Source organism: Micromonospora sp. NPDC048170 (assembly GCF_040652795.1).
In the GTDB taxonomy this organism is placed as follows: Bacteria; Actinomycetota; Actinomycetes; order Mycobacteriales; family Micromonosporaceae; genus Micromonospora.
Window position 1 is genome coordinate 1 of the sequence record NZ_JBEZMR010000070.1, and the last position, 2312, is coordinate 2312.

A 2312-nucleotide genomic window follows, 5' to 3' on the forward strand; every position below is an offset into this window, starting at 1 on the left:
CGTTGGCGAACCGGTGGTTGGGTTTGTTGGGGTCGGGTGGTCTGGTCAATGAGTACGGGCCGACCGAGGCGAGTGTGGGTACGTGTATTTTCCCGATCGAGGGGGAGCAGCCGGGTCCGGTGGTGCCGATCGGCCGTGCCTTGCCGGGCATGACCATGTATGTGCTCAACCGGGATCTGCAACTGTCGCCGGTGGGTGTGGTCGGTGAGTTGTATGTCGGTGGCGTGGGTGTGGCCCGTGGGTATGCGGAGCAGCCGGGGTTGACGGCGGAGCGGTTCGTGCCGGACCCGTTCGCCGCAGCCGGCGCGGCGGCCGGTGCCGGGGCGCGGATGTACCGCACCGGGGATCTGGTGCGCCGGATGCCCGACGGTGCGGTGGAGTTCGTCGGCCGGGTCGACCACCAGGTGAAGATCCGGGGCTACCGGATCGAGCTGGGCGAGATCGAGTCGGTCGTCGAGGGCACCGACGGCATCGCGGACGCGGTGGCCCTGGTCGGCGAGTCGGACCGGCTGGTGGCGTTCTACCGGCCGGCCGCCCCGGAGGCCCCGGGCCTGCTGGATCGGGTGCGGCAGCGGTGTGCGGAGCAGCTGCCGGAGTACATGATCCCGGCCGAGTTCGTGGCCGTCGAGGCGATCCCGCTCAACGCCAACGGCAAGGTCGACCGGGCCGCCCTCTGGGACACCGCCGTGCCTGCGCACCGGCAGCACGTCGCCCCGGCGACCGAGCTGGAGGCCCAGCTGGCGGCGATCTGGGGCCAGGTGCTCGACCTGGAACAGGTCAGCACCCAGGAGAGCTTCTTCGACCTCGGTGGGCACTCCATCAGCGCCATCGCGCTCGTCGGCGCGCTGCGCGGCGCCGGGCACCCGGTCTCGGTGCGCGACGTCTTCGTGCACCGCACCGTCGCCGCCCTTGCCGCGCATCTCACCGGCGGTGACGACGTCGAGGTCGCGCCCGCCTTCCGGGCGGTCGCCCCGTTCAGCCTGCTCGACGACGCCGACCGGGCCGCCCTGCCCGCCGGGCTCGCCGACGCGTACCCGTGCGCGCAGGTGCAGCTCGCCATGCTCGTGGTCACCCTCTCCGACTCGGAGCGGCGCACCTACCACAACGTGTCCGCGTTCCCGATCCGCGACGAGCACGCCTTCGACGGCGACGCCCTGCGCCGGGCCGTGCAGACCGTGGTGGCGCGGCACGAGATCCTGCGCACCTCGTTCGACCTGACCAACTACTCGGTGCCCATGCAGCTCGTGCACGCCGAGGCGCCCGTCGACGTCACCGTGCTCGACCTGGGCGACGGCACGGACGAGGAGGCCGAGAACCGGCTGCGGACCTACCTGGCCGCCGAGCGGGCCCGGCCCTTCACCCCCGACCAGGTGCCGCAGATGCGGGTCGCCGGAGCGGCCGGCCGCAACGGCACGTGGTGGTTCGTGCTGACCATGTCGCACGGCATCCTCGAGGGCTGGAGCCACCACTCGCTGCTGATGGAGATCCTCGACAACTACCGCAGCCTGCGCGACAGCGGCGTGCCGGCCGCGTTCGAGGCGACTCCGGTCCGCTACGCCGACTTCGTCGCCGGCGAGATCGAGGCGCTGTCGTCGCCCGAGGACCGTGAGTACTGGCAGGGCGTCGTGGCACAGCCGATCTTCGAGCTGCCTGACGGCTGGGGCGAGGACGAGTCCGTCCCCGAGTACGAGTGCGGCACCCAGGTCCCGCTGCACGACCTGATGGACGACCTGCGCGGCCTGGCCAGCCGGACCGACACGTCCCTGAAGAGCGTCCTGCTGGCGGCGCACCTGAAGGTGATGAGCCAGCTCACCGCCGAGCCGGTGTTCACCAGCGGCCTGGTCAGCCACGGCCGGCCCGAGGTGACCGGCGCCGACCGGGTGTACGGCATGCACCTGAACACGCTGCCGTTCGTGCACGACGCCCGCGCGCGGACGTGGCGGGAGCTGATCCGGGCGACGTTCGCCGGGGAACTGGAGCTGTGGCCGCACCGCCGGTACCCGCTGCCGGCCGTGCAGCGCCTCGGCGACGGGCGACGGCCGATCGAGATCCTCTTCAACTACCTCGACTTCGAGCAGGTCGACACCGAGCGGGTCGACTTCGACGACGCCATCTACGAGGCCAGCGGCGAGTTCGGCCTGCACGTCTCCACGCTCGGCGGCGTACTCAACATCCTGTCCCGGCCGCACCTGGTCAGCTACCCGAACGTGCTGCGGATCGGTGGCATGTACCGGGCGGTGTTGGAGGCGATGGTCGCCGACGTGGATGGTGACGCGTTGGTGGTGTGTCTGCCGGCGGGTGAGGTGTCGGTG

General features: G+C 71.4%; 1 protein-coding gene. It reads left to right on the forward strand.

What is annotated here, in order from left to right; translation table 11 throughout:
* Positions 1-17 precede the first annotated feature (17 nt).
* A partial coding sequence (locus AB0D32_RS32650) for a condensation domain-containing protein (protein WP_357098807.1) occupies positions 18-2312 on the forward strand: 2295 nt, incomplete at its 3' end.